The following is a 25,706-nucleotide window of genomic DNA, read 5'->3' on the forward strand; positions in this document are numbered from 1 at the left end:
CATGCACTTATTTTTTTCTTTAAATTCCAAACGGCTTTTATTTATGGGAAAAAAAGCTGGATGAATCCAACTTTTTAGTGTTTTTATCAAATGAGCTCTGTACCTTCTGGACTTTGTTTAATTTTTTTATTCTTCATCAAACCGCCAAGCGCTTTTTTAAATTGTCCTTTAGATATACCAAATGTCGCTTTGATATCATCTGGCGCTGACTTATCATTAAAAGGCATTTTTCCACCCATACTCTCAAGATATGCGAGAATCATCTGTGCATCAGCATCCAACATTTCATAAGCACGTGGTCTCGCACTAAGGTTTAAACTACGGTCTTGATCACGGAAGCCAATGACACGTACCTGAAGCTCTTGCCCGATACGGAGTGTGCCAAAAGCTTCGTTAGGATGGATGAAACCAAGCATATTATTATCTGGAAGATAGACGAAAGAGCCCGTTTCTTTGTTACGGTAAACAATCCCGCGTAAGTCTTGGTTTTGCATATTGTCATAGGCCGGTCCTGACATTTCCCAGAAATCTTGGTGCCAAGCTAATTTACCCCAAAGACGATCTTTCGCATCAACGACGATTTTAACAAAGAGCTTATCCCCTTTTTTAGGCCATTGATCTTTATCTTCTGGTAGCGGAAGATCATCAAGCGAAACCACGATATCTTTCCCAGCTAAACCAATATCAACGAAAGCGCCCAAGTCACGACGAACATCGGTCACTGTGCCCCAGCCGAATTTTTCACGTGTTGCTGTTGGTTCTTGCGTTGTCATGCACATTTTGTCAGATTTATCCACATAGGCAAAACCTGTGACGATATCCCCTACCTGGTGTTCGCCTTCTGATTTTGCAAGACGTATGATATTATCATCTTTCTGCAAAAAGTAAAATTGATCATTCTCAGCTGTAATAATCGCTGAAAATGTTGTTGCTAATAAATTATTCATTCTGTTTCCTTAAAAACGGCTCCGCAGAGCCGTTTATTTCTGATTGTTTTTTTTTTGCTCTCTCTCGATTATATAGAATAAAATCTTTTACAATCAAATGACGATACAAACTTAAACATCCAAAAGTTCTTTTTCTTTTTCAGCAGCCATTTTATCTGCTTCTTTAACAGCATTATCTGTTATAGTTTGAATGTCTTTTTCAAGTACTTTCAAATCATCTTCTGTGATTTCTTTTGCTTTTTCTTGTTTTTTCGCTGTATCGATAGCATCACGACGGATGTTACGGATTGCAACTTTTGCACCTTCGATGTATTTACCCATCTCTTTAACCAACTCTTTACGACGTTCTTCTGTCAACATTGGGATAACCAAGCGAATAACTGAACCATCATTTGCTGGTGTAATTCCAATATCACTGGCATTCAAGGCATGCTCGATATCTTTCAAGATTGTTTTATCAAATGGTGTAATCATCAAAACACGCGCTTCTGGAATTGTGATTGATGCCATTTGATTTAGTGGTGTTGGTGCGCCATAGTACTCCACAGAGATGCGGTCGAGCAAGCTCGCATTGGCACGACCTGCACGGATGTGACCAAGGTCACGTTGCAAGCTGTTCAATGAGCTATTCATACGTTCTTTTGCATTATCAATAATTTCGTTTGCCATGATTTTTCCTTTTTATTTTATTATAAATTTATTCTACAGTTGTTCCGATTTCTTCACCTTGAACAACACGTTTAATGTTTCCAGATTCATTCATATTGAAGACAACAAGTGGAATGTGGTTGTCCATTGACATTGTTGAAGCCGTTGAGTCCATAACGTGAAGACCTTTTGTGATAACGTCCATGTGTGTAAGGTTGTCAAATTTAACTGCTGTTTCGTCAAGTTTTGGATCTGCATTATAGACACCATCGACACCATTTTTAGCCATTAAAATAACATCCGCATTAATTTCTGCTGCACGAAGTGCTGATGTTGTATCTGTGGAGAAGTATGGCGAACCTGTTCCACCTGCGAAAATAACGACGCGACCTTTTTCAAGGTGTCGTTCAGCGCGACGACGGATATAAGGCTCTGCAACAGCTTTCATTTCGATAGCTGTTTGAACACGAGTAGGTACGCCAAGTGCTTCAAGTGTATCTTGAAGAGCTAAGCCGTTCATGATTGTAGCTAGCATGCCCATATAATCTGCTTGGGCACGTTCCATACCGATCTTTTCACCGGTCACGCCGCGCCAGATATTTCCACCGCCACAAACAATGGCGATTTCTGCACCAAGAGCGTATACTTCTTTGAGCTCTTCAGCAACTTTTTTCACTGTTTCAGGATCAATTCCAAAACCCTTTTCTCCAGCTAAAGCTTCGCCAGAAAGTTTCAAAAGTACGCGTTTATATTTAATATCAGCCATAGTTACCTATCTCTTCTCTATTCTTTTTTATCCCTACTATTTTACCATAAAATTTAGCTGAAAAAAAGACCATATGGTCTTTTAACAAGATTATTTATTTTTTGCAGCTTCAACATCACGCGCAATAACCAATTCTTCGTCTGTTGGTATAACCAAAACTTTAACACGTGATTCTGGAGTAGAAATGATGCCATTCGCCCCGCGGACATTCTTTTCTGGGTCAATTTCCATACCAAACCAGGACAAGCCTGCTACAATATCACGACGAGCATCAGTATCGTTTTCCCCAATACCTGCTGTAAAGATAAGTGCATCTGCTCCATTGAGGACCCCGAAGTACTGTGCGATAAATTTCTTCAAACGGTCAATAAACATTTCATAAGCTAGGATAGCTTTTTCATTGCCAGCGTTACGTGCTTCCTCTAGGTCACGCATATCACTTGAAAACTCTGATACACCAAGTAAGCCAGATTTTTTATTGAGCACATCAATAACATCTTGCGCTGACCGTAGGCTAGGATCACTTTCAAGCATATAAGAAATCACCGAAGGGTCCATTTCTCCTGAACGTGTGCCCATCATAACACCCGCTAGTGGTGTGAAGCCCATTGAAGTATCAACAGACTTTCCGCCTTCAATAGCAGTAATCGAAGCACCATTACCAATGTGAGCGGTGATAAGTTTTAAGTCTTCTAGTGGTTTCCCTAAAACTTTTGCTGCTTCACGTGACACATACATGTGTGAAGTTCCATGCGCTCCATATTTACGAATAGCATAGTCGGTATAGTATTTTGTTGGAATGGGATAACGGAAGGCTTTTTCTGGCAATGTCGTGTGAAAAGCTGTATCAAAGACAGCTACAGCAAATGCATCTGGAAGTAATCGTTTAAAAGCCTCAATCCCTAGCACATTTGCTGGGTTGTGGAGAGGGGCTAAAGTTGAAAGGTTTTTTATCTCTTCTAAAACTTCAGGAGTAATTACAGTAGACGTATTGAAAAATTCTCCACCCGCAACAACACGGTGACCAATAGCTGTAATCTCACGGAAACTACTAATGAGTTTAAAATGTATCAACTCGTCCATCAAAAGCAAGACTGCTTGACGATGGTCAACAATATCCTGCTCTCTTTTATGCACTTGATCATCAAACTTCGTTGTTGAAATAGAATCTTTCAAACCAATACGTTCAAAAATACCTTTAGCAATAACTTTTTCTTCTGGCATATCATAAAGTTGCCATTTTAGTGATGATGATCCAGCGTTAACAGCGAGTGTTTTTTCCATATTTTAAAAATCCCTTCAATATGTAAGTGTTTTCTTTTTGTCTTACTAGTATAACATAACTTTAAAAAATATCTTAAAAGAAATATTAAAAAAACGGCATTTTACACGCCGTTTTATTTTATTTCGCTTTTGCCGCTTCAACATCGCGTGCAATTACAAGCTCCTCATCAGTTGGAATAACAAAGACTTTAACGCGTGATTCTGGTGTTGACATTTCTCCTTCAAATCCAAAAACATTCTTAGAGAAGTCGACATCAATACCAAACCATGACAAACCTTTTAAGACGCCTTCACGTACTGGAGCTGAGTTTTCCCCTACACCTGCTGTAAATACAATCGCATCGGCACCGTTCAAAACAGCCAAGTATTGACCAATGAATTTTTGAATACGATCAACATACATTTCGAATGCTAAGGCTGCATCTGTATCCCCAGCATCACGAGCAGTAATAATTTCACGCATATCAGAAGACAAACCAGAAACACCAAATAGTCCTGACTCTTTATTCATCATGTTGACAACGTCTTGAGCATCCTTGAGTGAATCGTCGTTAGCAATAAGATAAGGGAAAACAGAAGGATCCATATCGCCTGTACGTGTTCCCATCATAATGCCTGCTAAGGGTGTGAAGCCCATTGAAGTGTCGATGGACTTGCCACCTTTTACAGCAGTGATTGAGCCCCCATTACCGATATGAGCAGTAATGATTTTTGTATCCTTAATATCTTTGCCTAACATTTTTGCAGCTTCTTGTGCCACAAACATGTGTGAAGTTCCGTGTGCTCCATATTTACGCACTGCATTTTCAGTGTAATATTTTTTAGGCAATGGGTAACGGAAAGCTTTTTCAGGCATTGTTGTGTGGAAAGCCGTATCAAAAACAGCTACCGCTGTTGCTTCAGGCAACAACTCCAAGAAAGCCTTTATACCAGCAGCATTTGCTGGATTGTGAAGGGGAGCAAGCGGTGAAAGCTCTTCAATTTGTTTCAGTACTTCCTGATCGATCAAAGTAGATTTTTTAAATAACTCTCCACCAGCGACAACACGGTGACCTACTCCTGCAATCTCTGAAAATTCTTCAACAATATGGAAACGTTTCAAGTCTTCAAGTAAAATGTGAACGGCTTGTGTATGATCTACAATATCCAACACACGTTCTTCTTTTTGATCATTAAATTTTACGGTTGTGACTGAATCTTTCAAGCCAATACGTTCGATTAAACCTTTTGCAAGAACTTTTTCTTCTGGCATTTCATACATTTGCCATTTCATTGATGATGAACCAGCATTAACCGCAAGAGTTTTTGTCATTTTATCTATCCTTCTTCTTTCAAATTTCTCTTAAATTATATCACAAAACCAATTTGAAGGCAGTGACTGGCCAAGAGTTTTTGGTCAAATCTTAACATTTTTCACAAACTCAGACATAAATTCTTGCAAAATAGAACGGTCTGCTAAATCAGACAAGGGGTAAACAAAAGTCGGTGTATTTGTCTGGTTTTTACTTAATAAATAAATTGATTTCCCTGCACCTTTAAAGAGTGATGAAGGTAATGTAATAACTGCAGCAACATGCGCATGCTCTTTAATCCAAGCCTTCAAAAACTCAGACTGTGCACTTGTCAAAAGATTATCTGGAGCTAAGAAGAGCGCAAAACCACTCTCTTTCAGATATTTGAAAGATTGCTCAACCATTAAATGGTGCACATAGGTATGTTCTGATTTGTCATGCACTTGAAAATGGCTGGCTGTTTCATCGTCTGGATAATAACCAACTGGGAGATCACTCATCACAACATCCACAGGTTCCAAGGGCTGTGGTTTAACGGCATCGATTTGGAGAAAACTTGCTTCTGTTCCCATGACTTCTGACATTGAAGCGGACAAATCCAACAAGAGGTCATCTACTTCAAAACCAACATAGTCTACTTCTTTTTGCATGTGAACCAAAAGAGTTTCCGCCAAATTCCCCGTTCCTGAGCCAAATTCTAGTAAACGAATCTTTCTTTCTTTGTGTAACTCCTCAATGATAAAATTAAAGATGAAACCAATAGAATCCGGAGTTAAATTATGATTTGCCTGCATTGGTGCGACACGTGACCCCTGAAGCAAAACAAACTGAAACAGCTTTTGCCATTCACTTTTCGTGAGGTTCATTGAACGAACCTTATCATTATTTTCCTTCGTCAGTGACGCAAATTCTAAAGCGCCTAAGTAAGCTGCATTTTGTTCCACAAAAGCATCATAAAAATCAGTCAAGAGCTCTGCTTGAATTGCCATAATATTCTCAAGAACTAATCCAAAGGCTTTTTCGATTTTCTCTATATCCATGTAACCTCCAAAAAATAGTCTGCCCGAGACAAACTATTTCTTATTTTATAATTTTTCAATTTCCACAAGAGCCTTAACAGCGAGGGCTAAGAGTGCAATCACCATTGCAATTTCATATAAAGCAGCACGGTGACTGACCGCTTGACCGATGGCTACAGCCACGATGAGGACAGACACAGATGCAAAAACAAAGATATCTGCACTTCTTCTCACATCCTTCGGCATTAAAAAGATATAGCCCAAGGCAAATAAAACTAAAAGTATCAGATAAAACATGCTTTTCTCCTTATTTTTGGCTTCTTAGTCTTTCCTCAAATTCCTCTGCTGTTTCAAGCGCCATATGCAAACTATTATTTATTCAGCAGTTTTTTTCTTTTTCGTTGCTTTTTCACGCATTGCTTTGTCAAGAATTTGTTTACGCAAGCGGATTGATTCTGGTGTTACTTCCATGTATTCGTCATCACCCAAGAATTCTAATGATTCTTCAAGAGACAAGATTTTAGAAGCGTTAAGGACTGAAGTTGAGTCTTTATTAGATGAACGAACGTTTGTTTGTTGTTTAGCTTTTGTAACGTTAACTGTCAAGTCATTATCACGTGAGTGCTCACCGATAATCATACCTGCATAAACTTCTGTACCCGCTTCAACAAAGAGAACACCACGCTCTTGTACGTATCCCATAGCATATGATGTTACAGAACCTTGGTCCATAGAGATCAAAGCACCACGGCTACGTCCACCGATTGTTCCTTTAACCATTGGCATATATTGGTCAAATGTGTGGTTCATGATACCATATCCACGTGTCATTGACATAAATTCTGTTGTGAAACCAATCAAACCACGTGCTGGAACCAAGAAGACTAGACGTGCTTGACCATTACCTGTGATTTCCATGTCCAACATGTCACCCTTACGTTCTGAAAGGGCTTGGATAATTGATCCTTGGTATTCTTCAGGTGTATCAATACGTACACGTTCAAATGGTTCACATTCTACACCGTCAATTTCTTTAACGATAACTTCTGGACGTGAAACTTGAAGTTCATAGCCTTCACGACGCATTGTTTCGATAAGGATAGACAAGTGCAATTCTCCACGACCTGAAACGATCCATTTGTCTGGTGAATCAGTATTTTCAACACGAAGTGATACGTCTGTTTGAAGTTCTGCTTGCAAACGTTCTTCAACTTTACGTGCAGTTACCCATTTACCTTCGCGGCCTGCGAATGGTGAGTTATTTACAAGGAAAGTCATTTGAAGTGTTGGTTCGTCAATGTGGAGAACTGGCAATGGTTCAATGGCATCTGTAGGTGTAACAGTTTCACCTACGAAGATATCATCCATACCAGAAACAGCAATCAAGTCACCTGCTTTTGCTTCAGTGATTTCTTGACGGTCAAGGCCAAAGAAACCAAAAAGTTTTGTTACACGGAAGTTTTTAGTTGAACCATCAAGTTTAGACAGTGTTACATTGTCCCCAACTTTAATTGTGCCACGGAAAACACGTCCGATACCAATACGACCCACGAAATCATTGTAGTCCAAGAGAGAAACTTGGAATTGCAAAGGTTCATCAGAGTTATCGATAGGAGCCGGGATGTGTTCGATGATTGTATTAAAGATTGGATCCATTGTTGCTTCTTGATCTGCGGGATCATCGCTCAATGAAGATGATCCATTAATAGCTGAAGCATAAACAACTGGGAAGTCCAATTGATCATCGTCGGCACCAAGTTCGATGAAAAGTTCCAACACTTCATCTACAACTTCTTGTGGACGTGCAGATGGTTTATCAATCTTGTTCACGACAACGATTGGTGTCAAGTTTTGATCCAAAGCTTTTTTCAACACGAAACGTGTTTGAGGCATTGTACCTTCATAAGCATCTACGACAAGAACAACACCATCGACCATTTTCATGATACGTTCTACTTCACCACCGAAGTCCGCGTGTCCTGGTGTGTCCAAGATGTTGATGCGTGTGTCGCCATATTCTACAGCTGTATTTTTAGCAAGGATTGTGATCCCGCGTTCTTGTTCAAGGGCGTTAGAGTCCATTGCGCGTTCAGCAAGGTTTGTACGGGCATCAAGCGTTTGTGATTGTTTAAGTAACTCATCAACCAAAGTTGTTTTACCGTGGTCGACGTGGGCAATAATCGCAACGTTTCTGATGTTTTCGCGTAATTTAGTCAATTTATTTCTACCTATTCTTTCGAAAAATTCATACGGAAATCGCGTCTCCGTAGCTTGAACGCTAGCTTTTATGGTGCGCCCAAACAATATATCAGATTTATTATAGCACACTTTTTGTCAAAGGCGAAAATGCACGCGTTTACAAGTTTTCTAAGGGATAAAATTAACAAATTTGACTCACTTCCTACTATGAAAATTAGTTTATATTTTTGAAATAGTCCAAACAAGTTAACAGTTGGTTAAGAAAAATAACGACTAAAAAGTCACTTAAAAACTTATCAACACTTGAAAACCGCTTACAGTTAGGGTAAAATAGAACAATGAAAACACTTTATGATGTACAGGAATTGTTAAAAAAATACGGTTTTATTAATTTCATGACCAATCGCTTAGATGCGATTTATTTTATGCAACAGGAACTTACAAATATGGTTGAACAGGGGATTTTTGAGAAAAGTGATAAAGAATACCTCACTGCCCAACTTATTTTACGTCGTGAAGAAAGAATTGAGAAGGAAAAACTAAATGGCTAACAAAATTATTGGTATTGACCTCGGCGGAACTTCTATCAAGTTCGGTATTTTGACACTTGAAGGTGAAGTTCAAGATAAATGGGCTATCCCGACAAATATTCTCAGTGACGGAAAACATATTGTCCCTGATATCATTGAGTCTATCAATCACCGTTTAAATCTTTACAACTTGGATAAGTCTGACTTTATTGGTATTGGAATGGGCACGCCTGGTACAGTAGATATTGAAGCTGCTACTGTCCGAGGTGCATTTAACCTTAACTGGGCCGATACTCAAGAAGTTGGTGCGCCTATTAGCGAAGGCGTCGGCCTACCATTCATTCTTGACAATGATGCAAATGTTGCAGCTTTAGGCGAGCGTTGGGTCGGAGCTGGTGAAAATCAGCCAGATGTTGTCTTTATCACTTTAGGAACTGGAGTTGGTGGCGGTATTGTTGCTGCTGGAAATCTTATCCACGGTGTTGTTGGCGCTGCCGGTGAAATCGGACATATCGTAGTAGAACCACATGATGGTTTTGCTTGTACTTGTGGAAACCATGGTTGCTTAGAAACAGTCACTTCTGCTACTGGCGTCGTACGTCTTGCAAGAAAATTCGCTGAAGAATACGAAGGAAGCAGCCAAATTAAAGCAAGTATCGACAATGGTGACGAAGTAACTTCAAAAGACATCTTTATTGCAGCAGAAGCAGGTGATGCCTTTGCACTTAGCGTTGTGGATAAATTTGCTTATTACCTTGGTTTTGCTTGTGCTAACCTTGGAAGTACCCTAAATCCTGCTGCTATTGTCATCGGTGGTGGCGTTTCTGCTGCTGGAGAGTTTCTTCGTTCTAAAGTTGAAACTTATTTCCAAAAATATTCGTTTTCAACAGTACGTGATTCTACAAAAATTAAACTTGCTGAGCTTGGCAATGATGCTGGTATCATCGGTGCCGCAAGCCTTGCTTTAAAATTCAAATAATAATCTTAGGAGAACTTAAATGATCTGGATCATTGACTTTATACTTTTAGCCCTCATTGTTGTCTTTTTTCTCTATCCACGTTGGACACTCAAACGCAACGCCAAAGTCGTTGAAGCACCTGAATTTGAACGTTTGATGGCTACTTCGCAACTTATCGATGTACGCGAAGCAGCAGATTTCCGAGTAAAACACATCCTTGGTGCTCGTAATTTACCTGCTTCTCAAATAGAACAAAGTTTGAACGCAATCAACAAAAAGAAACCTGTATTACTTTATGAAAATGGTAAACCAACAGCTTCAGTCAAAGTTGCTAAACAACTCAAAAAAGCTGGCGTACCAGAAGTTTATATTCTTAAAACTGGCTTGAACAACTGGCCTGGAAAAATTAAAAACGGATAAAAAAAAAAAGACCTTACCGCGTGTGTAAGGTCTTTTTTATTATCCAAGTTCTGCTTCGAGCATCCAGATTGTTTTTTCAACATCTCCGAGTGCAACTGTATAAAGGTCAACAGTAACTGCATCATTTTCAGATTCAGCAATATCCATGCCTTCTTGGAAAAGTTTAGCCAAGTATTTGTAAGTATCCAAGACACCGTGCAAACGTTCAGACATTGATTTATCCCAAGTTGCTGGTTGAAGCTCAATTTTTGACTTCTCATCAAACTCTTTAAGCGTTGAAACTGGTGAACCACCAATCGTAATTAAACGTTCAGCAAATTCATCTAAATGCTCGTTAAGTCCATCCATGAACTCATCCATTTTAGGATGCAAAGTCAAGAAACCAGAACCACGCATATACCAGTGTGTTTGATGAACAAGTGCTGCTGCTTGAGATAAATCTGCAACTGTTTGATTCAAAACTTCTTGTGTTTTTTCCTTAGACATAGAAACCTCCAATTTTTTATTTCTATTACAATTATATAAAAAAAGAGGTCAATTATAAAATATTCTGCTTAAGATTGTGAGTTTTTTATCTTTTTATCGTATTAATAAACATGCTTATATTTTACTTCATTATCGGGACCATCTTTGGCTCTTTCCTCGGTCTAGTAAGTGAGCGCTGGGATACAGAAGCCTCAATTATTTTTGGGCGTTCACAATGTAGTTCTTGCCAAAAAGTCCTCAAATGGTGGCAACTCCTTCCTTTAATCTCTCAATTCATCTTTAAAAGTAGGTGCGCCTTTTGTGGAGAAAAATTTTCTTACAGTTATTTTATCTTAGAATTTCTTACCGGAATTCTCTTTGGTGCACTTTGGTTTGATTTAGACTTACTCCACTTTTTAACCCTCTTCATAAGCTTACTTTTGAGCAAATTTGATATTGATACTTACTCTTATCCTTTAAATATTGGTTTAGGCTTTACTGCTTGTTTTTTTATTTTCTTTCCTATCAGTCCCATAAGCTATTTCTGGCTCGGTCTTGCTTGTGTTTCTTTTTTTATCAATATTGGGATTGGTGCTGGCGACTTCCTCTGGCTTTTCTTGGTATCTTTTTCTGTATCTTTAGAAGAAATCCTCCTACTTATCCAACTGGCTTGTATGTTTGGCCTATGTTTTTTACTCATTAAAAAAAGGAAAAAACTCCCCTTTATTCCTTTTCTCAGTTTTGCATATCTAATCGTAATTCTTCTGCCCCAAATCCCGTAAGGGTCACTCCAAGAAGGCGGACTCCTATTGTTTCATCATAATCAATCTCTTCCAGTAAATCCTGAGCCACATGTGCAAGTGTAATTGCTTCATTTATCTTCTCTGAAAGTTTTTTGCGTTTCGTAATTGTCTTAAAATCAGAGTAACGTAACTTGAGTACAACTGTATCACCCAGAAGTTGATGGCGTTTCACATTAGTAGAGACGCGTTCGGAGAGGTTAGCGAGTTCCTGTTTGATATCTTCACTATTATAGAGGAGTTTGCTATAAGTTCTTTCTTTACCTACTGACTTTCTTTGACGACTTGTCACAACTGGAGCATGATGAATACCATTGGCTTTCAAAAAAAGATTCCAACCATAAACCCCAAAGCGTTCAGCCAAGAGTAATGGGTCAGCTGCTTGAATTTCCGCGCCGGTAAAAATTCCCAGCTCATGCAGCTTTGCTCCAGTAGCCTTACCCACACCGTGAAATTTTTCCACTGGCAGTTCTGCTAGAAAATCTTTTGCTGCCTCGGGCAGGATGACAGTCAAACCATGGGGCTTTTCATAATCCGAAGCAATTTTTGCTAAAAATTTATTATAGGAAACCCCCGCTGAGCAAGTCAAACCAAGCTCAATAAAAATATCATGCTGTATAAGTTTCGCCACTTTGATTGCACTTGTTGATCCGATCTTATTTCGCGTAACATCCAGATAAGCTTCATCAATGGATGCCGCTTCTACTTCATCAGTATAACGATTAAAAATTTCCCGCACTTGTTCTGATATGGCACGATACTTTTCATAATTTCCACTGATAAAAACAGCTTGTGGACAGAGTTCATAAGCTTCTTTTGCACTCATAGCCGAGTGGATTCCAAAGGCTCTAGCTTCATAGGAACACGTTGAAACAACGCCACGTCCTCCTGTTTCCAGTGGATTCCGTGCGATAACCACAGGCTTACCTTTTAATTCTGGATTGTCCCGTATTTCTACTGAAGCGAAAAAGGCATCCATATCAATATGGATGATTTTTCGTGACGTATCATTGACCAGTGGAAATGTTAGCATACTTTTATTATATCATAGAGCTGATAAGCGGTATAGGTTTACAGATTGGGGTATATAATTTAATGGTGCTAGTTTTTTGGGGATAATGATTGTTACTTTTAAATCATTTATCTTCTACTTTAACAAATAAAAAAACTTCCTGTTGAGGAAGTCTTTTTGTTTTTACAATGTATTTTTTGTCAACTGACTGAGCAAATCCTCAAAGGCTGCTTCATATTGTTGGATATTGCCTGCGCCCATGAAAACATAAACACCGCGGTTGTGATCCAAAAGTGGCGAAACATTTTCCACTGAAATAACACGAGCAGGCTTACGTACTTTATCCGCAAGGTCTTGTGCTGTAATTTCATGGTGGTCAACTTCACGCGCAGAGCCATAAATTTCAGCAAGATATACAGTATCTGCAGAATCAAGGACTTGAGCAAATTCATCTGCAAAGGCGATTGTTCGTGTAAATGTATGAGGTTGGAAAACGGCTACAATTTCACGATCTGGATATTTTTGACGCGCTGCATCAATCGTTGCTTCGATTTCGGTAGGATGATGTGCGAAATCATCAATAATGATTGTTTCGCCAACTTTTTTCTCTGTAAATCGGCGTTTTACACCAGAGAAAGTCAACAAATGATCAGCAATATCATTCATATCCAAGCCAAGCTGATGTGTTACACCAACTACCGCTAAAGCATTTGCAATATTGTGCTTCCCATAAGCAGGCACGACAAAGTGTCCGATTTTTTCACCGCGGAAATAAGCATCAAAAGATGAGCCGCGTGTTGAGCGGATGATATCTTTTGCTTGATAATCATCTCCATCTTCAAAACCATAATAGTAAATCGGTGCTTCTGCTGTAATTTTACGTAAATAAGGATCTTCTCCAAAAACGAAAATACCTTTTTTAATATTTTGAGCATAGTCTTGGAATGCAGAGGCTACATCATCGATATTTTGGAAATAATCAGGATGGTCAAAGTCAACATTTGTAATAATTGTATATTCTGGATGATAAGGCATGAAGTGACGTTCATATTCATCAGATTCAAAAACAAAATACTCACTGTCCGCATTTCCACGTCCTGTACCATCACCAATCAAGTATGACGTATCCACAGCGTTTTTCATGACATGAGCTAAAATTCCTGTCGTTGAAGTTTTACCATGCGCCCCCGCAACCCCAACACTGATAAAATCTTCCATGAAATGACCTAAAAACTCGTGGTAACGTTTAAAAGTGAAGCCATTTTTTTCAGCAAAAGCAATTTCTACATTATTGTCCGTACGGAAAGCATTCCCTGCAATCAACTCAACTTCTGGTGTAATATTTTTCTCGTCAAAAGGAAGAATAGGAATACCCGCTTCCTCAAGTCCACGTTGTGTAAAATAGTAGTCAGTTGTATCCGAGCCTTGTACTTTTTTACCCATTTGGTGGAGCATAAGAGCGAGTGCACTCATACCTGAGCCTTTAATTCCTATAAAATGATATACTTTTTCCATGATAAATAAGAAATTTCAGTCGGAACTGAAATCTTTTCTCCTTCTTTTATTTAAAGTCCGCGGTCAAATAAGTTCTTCCGTTTATTATCGAAATACTCATTTTTTGCAGTTTTAGCCTTATCTTCTCCTTTTTGAGGAGAGCCAGAAATAATAGCTTCATCGAGGTTTAATCCTCGTTTTTTCATATCCCGAATCGGATTATTAGTGGCTGGACGTCTTGGAGACATCGGCTTTTGTTCGATTGTCTTCTTTTCACTCGATGCCGGTTTCGCTGCATTAAGTACTGCTGATGAACGGCGCAAAGAAAAATCATCTTTATCACGCTCTAGCGGATGAACATAGCCTTTTGGACGTTTAGGAGGTACCGCTGCTTCTCTTTTGGCCTTTTCTTTTGATTCATCAACACTCGTTTTTTTAGGCATTTTATCAAAAGAACTATACCCACTATGATTGCTATTTAATGGACGATGTTGAGTGCTATAGCTGACCTTTGTTTTTATTGGCTTATAGACATCTGAACGTTTTTTATCAGACATTTGAACACCACCAAAAGAAGCCTCGTCTTGTTGACTAGGATTCTTAGTAATCAGTTGTGAATTTGTCATGATGACGCGTGTGTCTTTTTCAAGCATTTCATCATCATCTATGATTGGAAATACGACTCTTCTTCCTTCGTTCATTGCTTGCCCTACTTAATTTTTTGTTTGTCTTGAAACTTTTCCTCTACGTTCCTTAAAAAGTTTGTTTAATCTTATTTTTTTCTTAGGTAAGTGTTTCAATTATTATTATATCGCATTTTCAGTGATTTTTAAAGTTATAGTCCCAAAATTTCTCTGATTTCTGCTTCGCTGAGCGTCTTATCAATCACATCACCGTCTAAAACATTTGCAATCAAATCTTTTTTACGTTCCTGAATCTCCATGATTTTTTCTTCAATCGTTCCTTGTGTAATCAAGCGAATGACTTCAACAGTACTCTTTTGCCCCATACGATGAGCTCTTGCAATGGCTTGTTCCTCAACCGCTGGATTCCACCAGAGATCGACCAGGATAACAACATCAGCACTTGTAAGGTTCAGACCTACACCACCTGCTTTCAGTGAGATGAGGAAAGCATCACGACTTCCAGCATTAAAGGCTTGTACCATTTCTAACCGTTCTTTGACTGGAGTTGAACCCGTTAGCTTATAAGCTGTGAGATCCAATTTTTCCATGGCTTCTTCAATATAAGGGAAGGTTTTGGTAAACTGTGAGAAAATCAAAGGGCGATGACCAGAAGCCTTGACTTGCTCTAAAAGCTCCATCAAACTGTCTAACTTCCCAGAACCACCTTCATAATTGTCCATGAAAAGTGCCGGTGTATTACATATTTGACGGAGTCGTGTGATTCCTGCCAAAATTTCAATACGTGATTTCTTAAGACTCGCACTGTCCATTTGACGGACAGATTGTTGCATCAATTCCAATTGTGCTAAGTATAAGAGCTTTTGCTCTTCAACCATGTTATTGCGTAAGGTCATTTCCATCTTATCAGGCAACTCTGTCAGAACTTCTTCTTTTTTACGACGCATAATAAATGGATGGATAATACGGGCAATAACTTCTGGCGACATCTTATTAAATGTTTCCCGTTTTGGTAAAAAGCCAGGCATTACCACTTGGAAAATAGCCCAAATTTCTTCTAAGCGATTTTCCAACGGCGTTCCTGATAAAGCAAAAGTATGCTCAACATTCAGTTGACTAAGTGCTCTATTTGTTTTACTGCTGTAGTTTTTCACAGCTTGTGCTTCATCCAAGAGAAGATAGTTAAGCTTCTTGTCTTGATAATCATCGAAATCCTTAAGGAAACTTCCGTAACTTGTAATATAAACTTGATGTTTCCCGTGAATCAAAGCATCACGATCGGCCTTCATCCCATCAACAACCACATAATCTACCGTGTCCGTAAATTGCTCAAACTCACTGGCCCAGTTGTAAATAAGGCTGGCAGGAGCAGTGACTAAGGCTGTTTCATCTTCTTTTAGATTTGATAGTAAATAGGTGATTGCTTGTACTGTTTTACCCAGCCCCATGTCGTCTGCCAACACACCTCCTAAGTGATAGTGCGTTAACATAGACATCCAACGAACTCCTGTTTCCTGGTAACTTCGCAGTTCTGCTTTGACATGCTCAGGTTTTTCGTAAGGGAAGGTTTCTGGGTGCGTTAAGTGTTCATAGAAGGCTTTAAATTCATTCGAAAAATTGCTACTTGAAATATTTTCAAATATTTTAGAAACTTGGAAGCTACGTGTCACATTGACTTCTAAGCTCGTTCCACTAATAGTAAAATTATCATCCAGTTCTCGTAAAGCCGATTTCAACTCACTGAACTTCTGGTCAAAGATAAATAATTTTCCGTTTTCACTGACATAATATTCCGCATTATTTTGCAGTTGTGCAATAACATTTGCAAATTCATTTTCGCCAATGCTTGGCATTTCAAAGGCGATATCCAACAAGCCTCCTCGACGATCAATCATGATTTCCGGCACTTCATCGACTTTCATATCCATTAGTCCAGGAGACAGTTTTACTTGACCTAATTTCTGGAATTGGGGCAAAATTTTAATAAAGAAAGTTTCTGCAAATTGTGCCGAAAGCGTAACAGAACTTGTAAAAGAACGTGTGAAACCAAAACGAGCCATGAGCGTAAATATCTTATTTTCTAGGCGTAAGTCTCTTGAAAACTCGAGTGTTTCTAATTCATGGAAGTGTTCCACTTTAAAATTTCCATAATCAAATTGAACCGAAAGTTCTATATTTTGTCCATCAGGATTAGCAAAGTTAAAAATCGGTGTAAAGGGGCGAATAACAAAATTTTCAGGAGCTGAGATTTGACCTAAACTAGAAAGTTGTTGCAGTGCTTGCGCTACTTTGTCCTTATCCATATATGAAAATTGATTATGTTTTGCACCCTCAAGTTCTTTTTGAACCAGCTGTAACAACCGTTTTTGTTCATGGTCAACCTTATAAAAAACATGATTATAATATAAAAGCGAACCACTGTAAAAGGAACTGAAAGCATTATCTTCGATTTTTAGCTCAATAAAGTCTCTTTGGCTTGTCACACTAAATTTAAAAATTTCTGAATCTTCGTCAAGAGTAACGAAGGTGAAATAGTTAACCAATGCACCTGATAATCTCAAGCTAAAACGTGACAAGTTAGAAGCCAAATCCATTGCCTCTTCAATAAAAAGATAAGGGAAGTTGAGGTAACGTCCATTTTTAATATATAGTTGATTGGCCATTTGGGCATCAAGTTTGCCATGTATTTTAAGCAAGAAATTCAAAAAGTCTTGACTGGCTTCATCGAAATTATCAAAAAAGAGATCAACATAGTGAAGAGCACCAAGCGAATATTGTCCAAAGTTTTGCAATGTTCTCAAAAAATATGGAATATCCTTAATCACATAAGCCCTACCTAAACGTTCGCTATATAAGCGTAAGTCAAAATACATGAAGTAATCCATAGAAAAAACATCATAGAGTTGTGAATTATCTTCAACATGTACTTCAATCGAAAATTGCTCTGCTCCGAAATTAACTTGTGTTTCCCCATTCAAGGCATCTAAAAAGGCAGCGTTGGCAGCCAATTCATCATTTGCCACTAGCTCAATCTTTTCTATATTTTTTTTATCGTCTTCGATTTCTTTATTTTCATTCTTGAGGTATTCTTCTACTGCAGCAATGTGCTTACAATAGCGATGATTACGCTGAAAATCAGCACAAGAACAATAGTCCTGCGCTCCATCCATATCGTAAATTACTTGTTCTCCTGCAACCTCTGCAGAAAGTTTAAAATCTTCTATTGACGGATCAATTAAAAGCCCCTGACTATACAGGGCTATTCCTTCACTGCGTACACGTGCTGGCATCATTCTGCTCATTTTATCTTTATCCTATTTTTGATGCCTTTTTGCACCAACTCTCCGTCTATTTTTTCTTCTAAATCCCTTTAAAATGTGCATACATTATACCATATTTGGCTAATTTTTTCACGAATGCCCTAATAAAAAACGTATGTCCGCCTTCAATAAAAATTTTTTCTAAGACTTAGTTCCTTCAGTGTAAGTCAATGTAAAAACCTTTTGACATAAAAATTTTTTAAGTCCACTTTTAATTTTTTAATTTGTGCAAAAATTTGAATTTTTGTATTATTTGTATTATACTTTACACTATTAAAATAAAGAGGCTCAAAAAATGATTAACGCTTATCACACAGTTTTGTTGTTGATTATGGGCTCACACTAAGTACTGGAAAGTAAAGGTGTGAGTCCTCTTTGGCGTTGGTCAAAAAGGGGCAAAGAGATGTCCCTTTGGGCATCTTTTTTTAATTTATTTTTAACGATTATTGCTACTCAAACGTGACAATAAAATGAGAGGAGACTTAATTTGACTTAGAATTTTAAATTAAAAATATTTATTTTTATAACGAGAGGAATTTATAATTGGAAAATAATCAAAATTTACAAAAGAGAATGGCAACACGCCATATCACTATGATTGCTCTAGGTGGAGCAATTGGGGCTGGACTCTTTAAAGGGAGCGCTTCCGCTATAGAATCTGCTGGTCCTGCTGTCCTTCTTTCTTACTTTATCGGAGGCGTGGTTTTATTCTTTGTGATGAAGAGCTTAGAAAAATTAGTTCTCAGCTCGGATGAACCACATGGCCTTTCAGGTTTGGTTCAACCTTATCTGGGTAACCATGCGGCCGACTTTACCGACTGGGTGTATTGGTCACTTTGGATGATTAATATTATTGCCGAAGCTGTCGCTGCTGCTAGCTTTATACAGCTTTGGTTTCCTAATATCCCTTCATGGGCTTTTGTCTTACTCATCGCTATCCTAACGTCACTTATTAACCTACTGTCAGTAACATTCTTTGCCGAAACGGAATACTGGCTTGCTTTTATCAAAATCAGCGTTATCATTCTTCTTATTATTTTTGGTGTCATTTTAGTTGCACAAAACATTTTTAATACCAACTTGATATCTGCATTTTCAGGGATGACAAAATATGGTGGCTTTGCGCCACACGGACTTAAAGGCGTTATCAATTCTTTATTGATTGTTATCTATTCCTACGGTGGTTCTGAACTCATTGCCATTACTGTTAGTGAGACAGAAGATCCTAAAACTGCTATCCCGCGCGCTATCCGAGGCGTTATTGGACGTATCATTTCTTTTTATATCGTCCCAATGTTCCTCTTGCTCCTTATCTACAACTGGAACGACTTGGCAACATCAACAATGAGCCCGTTTGTCATGGTCTTTAACAAAATGCATATTCCATTTGCTGCAGATATCATTAATTTCATTATTATTCTGGCGCTCTTTTCTTCAATCAACTCTGGCATTTATGCCTCTTCAAGAATTTTATTCTTCCGCTTAAAAAATCATAAAGGGAAGTTTTCGCAAAAAATTGCTACTTTAAATAAAAGCAAGGTTCCTCAAAGAGCTGTGCTCTTCTGCTCTGGGACATTGTATATTGGTGTTGTTCTTTCTTACTTCTTAGGAGACAGCTTATTCAACTATCTCGCTGGTTCTTTATCTTACACTGTCCTTTTAGTTTGGTTCTTAATTAGTCTTGCAGGCTTCTTATTGGCGCGTAAGGCCAAAGCTCTAGGTACTATGAGTATGAGTCTTATTGCTCTTATTGCTTTGTTATTGATTTTCTTTGGTATCCTTACTACTAACCCTATTGGAGTAACCCTCTTTACCGCACTACTTTACTTTATTATATTAATCAGTTATCGGAAAAAGAACGATCCTGTAGACAATATCAGTTAAGAAATATTAAACATTTTCCTTTTTAAAAGGAAAATGTTTTTTTATGTGGTAGTAAAAAAAGCTGACAGGACTGTCAGCTTAAATTTTTTATGAGTGTTTCAATCAATACATCGCGATCTGCAATCCATTGTGCCCGCTCATCTTTCAGATGCACACGATTGGATAAGAAAATCACCGCTTTTTTTGCTTCCAGATTCATCAGGATGAAAGTTCCTGTGTAACCTGTGTGCAGTAACCATTGGTCATGTAGGAAGTCCCAAGCTAAACTTCTTGGACGTTGACCCGCTGCAAAATTTTTCTGTAGGGCCAAATATTTTGTGTCTGAAAAATAACCTTGAACAAATTTCACTAAATCATTCATGGGTGCAAAAAGCCCTGCTGATCCACAATGTTTTCCTAACACTTTTGCTTTTGGATCATGAACTGTTCCCACTCTCGTATCTAGACTTGTGGGTACAGCATTGGTAACAGGACCAAAAGATGTGGCAGACATGTCCCACTTTTCAAAAACCTCTGCTTTAAAAACTACGTCTAAAGATTTCCCATAAAGCTTTTCAAGCATAAAGCCCAACAAAATAAAGTTAATATCTGTGTAGTGACAACTTTTGTCTTCCGTTACCTCGATATGGTCAATCGCCTCTTTTAAACCTTTAAAATCTAACTTATCACGGTTTTCAATAAACGGATTGATACCTGTTGTATGAGTAAGAAGCTGTCTCAAAGTGATGCTCTCATCATGAAAATCAGGATAATAATCCGTAAACGGAGCATCCAGACTTAACTTTCCTGATAAAACGAGGTTAATGACTACTGTTCCTGTACCTACAACTTTTGAAACGGAAGCTAAATCCCATTTTTTCCCTGCAACCAATGGCTCGACTTGTGGAAGTATTGCTTGATTGCCTCGAACAAACTCTTGAACCTTTGTTCCTTCTACAATAGCAATCTGGCAGCCTGGGAAAATTGCTTCTGCCACATAGTCATCAATTGTCGCTAAAAATTCTTCTTCACTTTTCATAGGCCTTGTTTTGTAAACCAAAGTTCCATGTGGTGTGGGATGTCAATAGCCAATGTCTTTGCTTTTTTATCCAGATACAATTTTTCATCAGGTAAATCATCTGCAAACTGAGCCAAATCAAAAGATGGCGACACTTGAAAACGTAAAAGCATCAGGTCTAGCTTTTCATCCATATTAGCTGTCAAGTCAGGTTCATCATTTTGACAAAAGACCAGATGCAAGCCAGCAAGATCTAAAAGATTCCCTTGCGCTTTTACACCAAGAATTTTTTCGTACTCTGAAATAATAGACTTTTCAGCAATATTAATTTGCACTTCTTTAATAGCGAAATCGGATAATCCTGTAAATTCTCCCTCATCAAAGTCAACTTCAGATTTAGCAACTTCCATTAAGTCTGACCAATCATTTACAGATACCATCAGAAAAACATCACTTTCTGGAGAAACAGCTTCAAAAGCCCAACTGTCTTTTACCTGATAAAGATGTGTGACTTGGTCCAGATTGCGCGCTAAAAGCTGTTCGATTTCATCCTCATCAGCTTGGATGACTGTACGTCCATGTTTTTTCACACCTTGAACTGGAACTACACCTGGTGATTCCTCTAAGATTAACCTTGGTTGCTTTGCTGCATAACCAGATAAAAAAACTTCTGCATTTTCTTCGTGCAAGACTTTCATGCCAAGCACATCACGATAAAAATTTAAATTTTCTTCGCGATTGAGTACACGGTAGCCTGGTAAGCAAACTTCTAAATTATTTATGAATTCTTTCATTCTGATTCTCCATTTATCTTCTTATATTTTATTAAAACTTATACAAATTATCAATGATTATATGTTAGAATTGTTCTATGATTAAATTTCGAGACCTTATTAAAAAACCTTGGACCTGGACAATTCTTCCTGCTCTTCTCTTTGCCCTTCCTTTTTCTTTACGGGCTGGTTGGGGGCAATGGTTAGGACTCAGCCTCCTTCTTTATCTAATTAGTTTAATTTTTACTTATAAAAAATCAATCTGGCTTGCTTTCTTTGTACTTTCTTTATTGCCAAGTTTTGCTACGTCACTCATGAGCCAATTGCATTCTGGAAGAGCTTTTTCTTCTCTTGACCAAGTGATCTTTTTTATGATTTTCTTTATTGCTCTTGGCTTATCTTACTTTCTTGCTCGCCGCCGTAATATTATTCCACCGATTGCTATCAAAGAATTTCCCTTGGGCAAAATCGCCCTCGGATTTGGTGCGCTTTTCTTAGTTTCACTCTGTGTCAACATTTTAGCACAGGCGCTTGGTTTACACGCAAGTACAGAAAATCAAGAGGCATTGAATAGTCTCGCCCAGGTTATTCCTTTAGGCATCTTTGCTGTCCAAACGATTTTTGCCGGTTTCTTTGAGGAACTCACTTACCGTGTTGGCCCTTTCGAAGTTCTCTTCACAAAAAATAAATTTTTAGCTTTCATGACAGCAGCTCTGCTTTTTGCAGGTATGCACAGTCCAACAGATCTTTACAGTTGGCTTGTTTATGGCTCAATGAGTCTGGTGTTAACCACATTCTATTTTAAATACCGAAATTTTTACCTCAATATGGCCATTCATATGGCTTGGAATTTTCTGGGAATAAGTATGACATTTTTGCTAAAGTAAACATCTTATGGTATATTAAGATTGTAAAATTAAAAATTTGCACAATGGGTGCTCTAAGGGAAACCAAGAGCTGAGAAACACCATTTGACCTGATCTGGTTAGTACCAGCGTAGGAATGTGTTTGTATAGGGGACTGCTGTCTTCAATTCTCTCTAACCCTCCTTTGTGCCAACAAAAGGAGATTTTTTATGTCTAATTCTAAAGTTTTAGAACTTACAGAAACAGCTATTGCTGCTGCATTAGCTCTTGTCTTGAGTTTCATCTCGATAAACTATGCTCAAGTTTTTTATCTTGAGCTGGCAGTTATTCCCTTACTGGTCTTAGCCTTGCGCCGCGGCGTCTTTTGGGGCATGACAGGCGGGCTAGTATTTGGCCTACTTCTGATTGTATTAGGTCAAGCTACTATCTTGACTCCAGTACAGGCCTTGCTTGAATATATTGTTGCACCGATTTCTCTTGGTTTAGCTGGTGTTTTGCGCAAAAAGGACTCTAGCCAAACACGTACAATCTTTGCTGTAGCTTTTCTCGGCGTTCTTATCAAATATTTTTGGCACTTTGTCGCTGGTGTTATTTTTTGGGGACAATATGCTTGGAAAGGCTGGGGGGCTATTCCCTATTCATTTGTTGTCAATGGAATAAGTGGACTTGCGACCGCAGCTCTTGCTGCTCTAGTCCTTGTTCTGCTCTCCAAGAGTGCACCTCAGATTTTTCAAGCGAAAAAGTGATATAATGAACGCATGAGCAAGAAAAAGAAACTGAAAAAAACATTAGTTGAACAAATTCTGGACAAAGGTCAAGTCAATCATGAAGGGATTGCTCTCAATGCTTTAGAAGCAGAGCTCATGCCTGAAGACATCCAACGTCGTGACATTTATAAAACGCTCGCACTTATAGGAGATAAAACGGGTCCAATCGTTGGGATTCTTCCTCTGACAGAGCATCTTTCTGAAAAGAAATTAGCAAAGGTCTCCGGAAATAAGAAGGTCCACATGATTCCTCAAAAAGATTTGCAGAAAACCACTGGATACATCCATGGTGCTAATAATCCTGTCGGTATCTGGCAAACCAAAAGGTTCCCTATCTATATCGATACCATCGCACTGGATGCAGATAAAATCATTGTTTCTGCCGGTGAAGTCGGCCGTTCTATACGCCTCAATCCAAAAGAACTCGCAACTTTTGTACAAGCTGAATTTGCTGAAATTCGTGAAATTTAAATAAAAAGGAAAGCTTAACTATGGCTTTTCTTTTTATTTTTACATCTCGATTTATTGTTCCGACAAATAACACTTTACAAAAGTACCCAAAACCGCTAAAATTAAGCTATGTTACCTAAGATTATTGCCACTTTATATCCGCTTCTCAGCTGGATCGTATTGGTTTTCGCTTTTAAATTTTTACGTATTCGCCACTTGACTAATCGAAAACTTCGCATTCCTGATATTTTTGTCCTCTTTTTAATTTTTGGACTCCAACTTTTTTCAGAGCAATTTACTGCTATCAATATTTTGCCTTACTACTTTTTGATTCTTTCCTTCTTAGCTCTCGTCTTATTGCTATTAGATTTGTTCTATTTTAAAGACTTCAAATATAAACGTTTCTTTAAGCTTTTTTGGCGCATTACTTTTGTGATTACTTTTGCTCTTTACATCGCTATGATTGTCATGATTTACATGCATTGATAAAAGAACCATACTAATGGTTTTTCTTTTTATATATGATTCATAAAAAAAACCAGAAAAACTGGTTTTTTTATTTGTTTCCGAGTTCTTTCAAAAGAACAGCAAATTCTTCATCTGTCAGCGTAATTCCCTTGCCCATCTTTTCATGGTCGGGCGACCACTGGCGCAAATCATACTTAGCTTCCATGCCATTCCATGACACGCGGTTAAGCTCTTTTGTCCAGCCTTTAGCATTTTCAGATAGAGTAATAAGATGCTCCTCAATTTCAAATTTTAAATCAGCCATATACACCTCCTATATTAATGATACGTAAAAAGTGTTAACTTTTCACAATTAATCTTCAATAAGTTGAATATCAACACCTAAAGCCGTCATTTTTTCTATGATACTATCGTAACCTCGAAGAATAAATTCAATATTTTCAATCGTTGTTGTACCTTCGGCGATAATACCAGCCAAAACTAAACTTGCTCCTGCACGCAAGTCGGTAGCACGAACATGAGCACCTTGAAGCTTATTAGGTGCTTCATAAATAATATGATCATCTACAGTTGAGATTGTAGCACCCATCCGTGCCATTTCTGGCACATGGTTGACACGTTTTTCATAAATCGTATCCTTAATCCAACCACGGCCTTGTGCTTTCAGTAATAACGGTGTGATTGGTTGTTGTAAATCAGTCGCAAAACCAGGGTAAGGTACTGTCTTAATATTGATAGCTTTTAAGTTTTCTGAGCGATGAACCTCGATAGAGTCCTCACGAATGGTCATGCGTACACCCATTTCTTCAAGTTTAGCAATAAAAGATTCTAAGTGTTCGTAGATAACATTGTCAACGATGACACCGTCTCCCATAGCTGCAGCCAAAGCAAGATAAGTTCCTGCTTCAATACGGTCAGGAATGACCGTATGACGTGCACCGTGCATTTCTGATTTTCCTGTAATACGAATCACATCTGTGCCAGCCCCACGTACCTTTGCGCCCATGTTATTCAAGAGTGTAGCTACATCAATAATTTCTGGTTCACGTGCTGCATTTTCAATAATGGTTACACCTTCTGCTGTACTCGCTGCAAGCATTGTATTAATTGTTGCACCTACAGAAACCATATCCATATAGATGGTTGTGCCATGTAATTTTTCTTCTTTAGCTTCAAGGTGCATGGCATCTTCAAGGTAAGATAACTCTGCTCCTAAAGCTTCAAAAGCTTTAACATGAAGATCCATAGGACGTGGACCTAAATCACATCCCCCGGGCAAACCAACTGTTGACTTCCCAAAACGACCAAGAAGTGCTCCATTAAAATAATACGATGCACGCAAAGAGTTTATCTTACCATAGGGCAATGGCTTTGAAACAACGTCACGTGTATCAATCGTCAAAATACCCGCATCAGTATCACGTTGAATTTTTGCGCCCATGATTTCCATGATATCAACCAAACTTGCAACATCTGAAATATCGGGAACGCCTTCAAGTGTAACAATATCGTTAGCTAAAATCGTTGCCGGAATAAGGGCAACTACACTATTCTTAGCTCCAGAAATCGTTACCTTCCCTGAGATACTTTTACCACCATTGATTACTATTTTTTTCATAAATTTATTACTCTATCACTTATTGTTTTATTTGAGACATGAAATACATGTACCCTCTATTCTACCATTTTTCCCGTCTTTTGA

At 38.3% G+C, this 25,706-nt stretch carries 26 protein-coding genes and 1 riboswitch; of the genes, 9 read left to right on the forward strand and 17 right to left on the reverse strand.

The window, feature by feature from the left end; translation table 11 throughout:
• Positions 1-86: 86 nt before the first annotated feature.
• The 8 genes from P3G65_RS09725 to typA all read right to left on the reverse strand — a co-directional run bounded on the left by P3G65_RS09725 (position 87) and on the right by typA (position 8,173).
• Positions 87-947: a S1 RNA-binding domain-containing protein gene (locus P3G65_RS09725; protein ID WP_019292237.1), complete on the reverse strand. Its 861-nt coding sequence runs from the start codon at positions 945-947 to the stop codon at positions 87-89.
• A gap of 111 nt (positions 948-1,058) precedes the next feature.
• Entirely contained in the window at positions 1,059-1,616 is a 558-nt protein-coding gene (gene frr / locus P3G65_RS09730; RefSeq protein ID WP_017368646.1) for a ribosome recycling factor, read from the reverse strand.
• Positions 1,617-1,644: 28 nt separating this feature from the next.
• Complete coding sequence (pyrH, locus tag P3G65_RS09735; protein WP_019292238.1) at positions 1,645-2,361, reverse strand: UMP kinase; 717 nt, start codon at positions 2,359-2,361, stop codon at positions 1,645-1,647.
• A gap of 90 nt (positions 2,362-2,451) precedes the next feature.
• A complete protein-coding gene (locus P3G65_RS09740; protein WP_019292239.1) occupies positions 2,452-3,645 on the reverse strand; it encodes an acetate kinase in 1,194 nt (397 codons plus the stop codon).
• Between the two features lie 118 nt (positions 3,646-3,763).
• A complete protein-coding gene (locus tag P3G65_RS09745; RefSeq protein WP_019292240.1) occupies positions 3,764-4,957 on the reverse strand; it encodes an acetate kinase in 1,194 nt (397 codons plus the stop codon).
• A gap of 84 nt (positions 4,958-5,041) precedes the next feature.
• On the reverse strand, positions 5,042-5,977 hold the full coding sequence (locus P3G65_RS09750) for a class I SAM-dependent methyltransferase (RefSeq protein WP_019292241.1): 936 nt from the start codon (positions 5,975-5,977) through the stop codon (positions 5,042-5,044).
• Positions 5,978-6,022: 45 nt separating this feature from the next.
• Positions 6,023-6,253 (reverse strand): DUF3165 family protein, encoded by a 231-nt coding sequence (locus P3G65_RS09755; RefSeq protein ID WP_019292242.1) that lies wholly within the window; start codon positions 6,251-6,253, stop codon positions 6,023-6,025.
• A 78-nt stretch (positions 6,254-6,331) separates the two neighbouring features.
• Positions 6,332-8,173, reverse strand: a complete 1,842-nt coding sequence (gene typA, locus P3G65_RS09760) for a translational GTPase TypA (RefSeq protein ID WP_019335381.1) — start codon at positions 8,171-8,173, stop codon at positions 6,332-6,334.
• 320 nt (positions 8,174-8,493) lie between these two features.
• On the opposite strand from typA, the gene P3G65_RS09765 reads away from it, so the two are divergent.
• The 3 genes from P3G65_RS09765 to P3G65_RS09775 are packed head-to-tail and all read left to right on the forward strand — an operon-like array spanning position 8,494 to position 10,064.
• Entirely contained in the window at positions 8,494-8,706 is a 213-nt protein-coding gene (locus P3G65_RS09765) for a YqgQ family protein (protein ID WP_003133311.1), read from the forward strand.
• Complete coding sequence (locus P3G65_RS09770) at positions 8,699-9,664, forward strand: ROK family glucokinase (protein ID WP_019292244.1); 966 nt, start codon at positions 8,699-8,701, stop codon at positions 9,662-9,664. Before P3G65_RS09765 ends, P3G65_RS09770 begins: the two co-directional genes overlap by 8 nt.
• A 19-nt stretch (positions 9,665-9,683) precedes the next feature.
• A complete protein-coding gene (locus tag P3G65_RS09775; RefSeq protein WP_019292245.1) occupies positions 9,684-10,064 on the forward strand; it encodes a rhodanese-like domain-containing protein in 381 nt (126 codons plus the stop codon).
• Positions 10,065-10,103: 39 nt separating this feature from the next.
• On the opposite strand, the gene P3G65_RS09780 is transcribed toward P3G65_RS09775, so the two are convergent.
• Positions 10,104-10,550 carry a DNA starvation/stationary phase protection protein gene (locus P3G65_RS09780; protein ID WP_003133306.1) on the reverse strand — a complete coding sequence of 149 codons (447 nt, stop codon included), beginning with the start codon at positions 10,548-10,550 and terminating at the stop codon, positions 10,104-10,106.
• 110 nt (positions 10,551-10,660) lie between these two features.
• On the opposite strand from P3G65_RS09780, the gene P3G65_RS09785 reads away from it, so the two are divergent.
• Entirely contained in the window at positions 10,661-11,311 is a 651-nt protein-coding gene (locus P3G65_RS09785; protein WP_019292246.1) for an A24 family peptidase, read from the forward strand.
• Here the strand turns inward: P3G65_RS09785 and dinB are convergent.
• The 4 genes from dinB to P3G65_RS09805 form a co-directional block, all read right to left on the reverse strand.
• Positions 11,265-12,362, reverse strand: a complete 1,098-nt coding sequence (gene dinB / locus P3G65_RS09790) for a DNA polymerase IV (RefSeq protein WP_019292247.1) — start codon at positions 12,360-12,362, stop codon at positions 11,265-11,267. The genes P3G65_RS09785 and dinB overlap by 47 nt on opposite strands.
• Before the next feature lie 162 nt (positions 12,363-12,524).
• Positions 12,525-13,856: a UDP-N-acetylmuramate--L-alanine ligase gene (gene murC, locus P3G65_RS09795; RefSeq protein ID WP_019292248.1), complete on the reverse strand. Its 1,332-nt coding sequence runs from the start codon at positions 13,854-13,856 to the stop codon at positions 12,525-12,527.
• Between the two features lie 50 nt (positions 13,857-13,906).
• Positions 13,907-14,536: a hypothetical protein gene (locus P3G65_RS09800; RefSeq protein ID WP_019292249.1), complete on the reverse strand. Its 630-nt coding sequence runs from the start codon at positions 14,534-14,536 to the stop codon at positions 13,907-13,909.
• Between the two features lie 134 nt (positions 14,537-14,670).
• Positions 14,671-17,781: a DEAD/DEAH box helicase gene (locus tag P3G65_RS09805; RefSeq protein ID WP_019292250.1), complete on the reverse strand. Its 3,111-nt coding sequence runs from the start codon at positions 17,779-17,781 to the stop codon at positions 14,671-14,673.
• Positions 17,782-18,342: 561 nt separating this feature from the next.
• On the opposite strand from P3G65_RS09805, the gene P3G65_RS09810 reads away from it, so the two are divergent.
• Positions 18,343-19,683, forward strand: a complete 1,341-nt coding sequence (locus P3G65_RS09810) for an amino acid permease (RefSeq protein ID WP_019292251.1) — start codon at positions 18,343-18,345, stop codon at positions 19,681-19,683.
• Between the two features lie 73 nt (positions 19,684-19,756).
• Here P3G65_RS09810 and P3G65_RS09815 read toward each other — a convergent pair whose 3' ends face one another.
• A complete protein-coding gene (locus P3G65_RS09815) occupies positions 19,757-20,701 on the reverse strand; it encodes a serine hydrolase domain-containing protein (RefSeq protein WP_019292252.1) in 945 nt (314 codons plus the stop codon).
• Positions 20,698-21,474, reverse strand: a complete 777-nt coding sequence (locus P3G65_RS09820; RefSeq protein ID WP_019292253.1) for a CppA C-terminal domain-containing protein — start codon at positions 21,472-21,474, stop codon at positions 20,698-20,700. Before P3G65_RS09820 ends, P3G65_RS09815 begins: the two co-directional genes overlap by 4 nt.
• 77 nt (positions 21,475-21,551) lie before the next feature.
• Here P3G65_RS09820 and P3G65_RS09825 point away from each other — a divergent pair, with 77 nt between their 5' ends.
• The 4 genes from P3G65_RS09825 (at position 21,552) to P3G65_RS09840 (ending at position 24,022) form a co-directional block, all read left to right on the forward strand.
• Positions 21,552-22,340, forward strand: coding sequence for a CPBP family intramembrane glutamic endopeptidase (locus P3G65_RS09825; protein ID WP_019292254.1), 789 nt, complete (start codon positions 21,552-21,554; stop codon positions 22,338-22,340).
• 34 nt (positions 22,341-22,374) lie between these two features.
• A riboswitch (TPP riboswitch) is annotated at positions 22,375-22,473 on the forward strand.
• Between the two features lie 55 nt (positions 22,474-22,528).
• Positions 22,529-23,065, forward strand: a complete 537-nt coding sequence (gene thiT, locus P3G65_RS09830; protein ID WP_019335383.1) for an energy-coupled thiamine transporter ThiT — start codon at positions 22,529-22,531, stop codon at positions 23,063-23,065.
• Between the two features lie 12 nt (positions 23,066-23,077).
• Positions 23,078-23,557, forward strand: coding sequence for an aminoacyl-tRNA deacylase (locus P3G65_RS09835; RefSeq protein ID WP_284071169.1), 480 nt, complete (start codon positions 23,078-23,080; stop codon positions 23,555-23,557).
• A 108-nt stretch (positions 23,558-23,665) separates the two neighbouring features.
• The gene (locus tag P3G65_RS09840; RefSeq protein WP_019292257.1) at positions 23,666-24,022 is read left to right on the forward strand and encodes a DUF3397 domain-containing protein; all 357 of its coding nucleotides are present in this window, start codon (positions 23,666-23,668) and stop codon (positions 24,020-24,022) included.
• Between the two features lie 70 nt (positions 24,023-24,092).
• On the opposite strand, the gene P3G65_RS09845 is transcribed toward P3G65_RS09840, so the two are convergent.
• Together P3G65_RS09845 and P3G65_RS09850 are read right to left on the reverse strand one after the other, a co-directional pair.
• Complete coding sequence (locus P3G65_RS09845; RefSeq protein ID WP_003133281.1) at positions 24,093-24,308, reverse strand: YdbC family protein; 216 nt, start codon at positions 24,306-24,308, stop codon at positions 24,093-24,095.
• Between the two features lie 48 nt (positions 24,309-24,356).
• Positions 24,357-25,622, reverse strand: coding sequence for a UDP-N-acetylglucosamine 1-carboxyvinyltransferase (locus P3G65_RS09850; RefSeq protein ID WP_019292258.1), 1,266 nt, complete (start codon positions 25,620-25,622; stop codon positions 24,357-24,359).
• Positions 25,623-25,706 lie beyond the last annotated feature (84 nt).

The sequence above is a fragment of the Lactococcus sp. bn62 genome, assembly GCF_029492705.2.
GTDB classification, from domain to species: Bacteria; Bacillota; Bacilli; order Lactobacillales; family Streptococcaceae; genus Lactococcus; species Lactococcus petauri.